1 protein-coding gene is annotated in these 416 nt (G+C 45.0%); it reads right to left on the bottom strand.

Annotated features, from left to right (window positions below; translation table 11 throughout):
• A partial coding sequence (locus HR9077_RS00830; protein ID WP_136064161.1) for an efflux RND transporter permease subunit occupies positions 1 to 416 on the bottom strand: 416 nt, incomplete at both ends.

Below are 416 nucleotides of genomic sequence, written 5' to 3'. Positions count from 1 at the left end.
ATCATCGCCATTTATCGCAGCACGCAAGGTGATTGATATATCACTCAGTGACACTCCTAATTCCTCTGCACGACGTCTATCAATATTAACACGCAATTGCGGCTGTGATGGCTGATATGAAATACGCACGTTGTCAATCGACGGGATAGTCTGCTCAACCTGGGCAGCAAAATCTTGTGCGGCCTTATAAATCTGCAGGTAATCTTGCCCTAATAGTGCCAGCTCAATACCGCCACCTTGACCGCGTAAATTTAAACTATTTGACCCAGACGGATAACCTGCCGCCCCAGGAATATTACCCAGCGGACCGCGAATTTTATTAATGATCTCTTGCTGTGAAAAATGACGCTCATCCCAGTGTTTTAAAGGCACAGTAATAAACACTATATTTGGATCCCACTGCCCTACAACAGTAT

Source organism: Modicisalibacter radicis, from assembly GCF_900961225.1.
Classification (GTDB): Bacteria; Pseudomonadota; Gammaproteobacteria; order Pseudomonadales; family Halomonadaceae; genus Modicisalibacter.
Note: the sequence above shows the minus strand (reverse complement) of the source record. Positions and strands in the feature narration are given on the sequence as shown.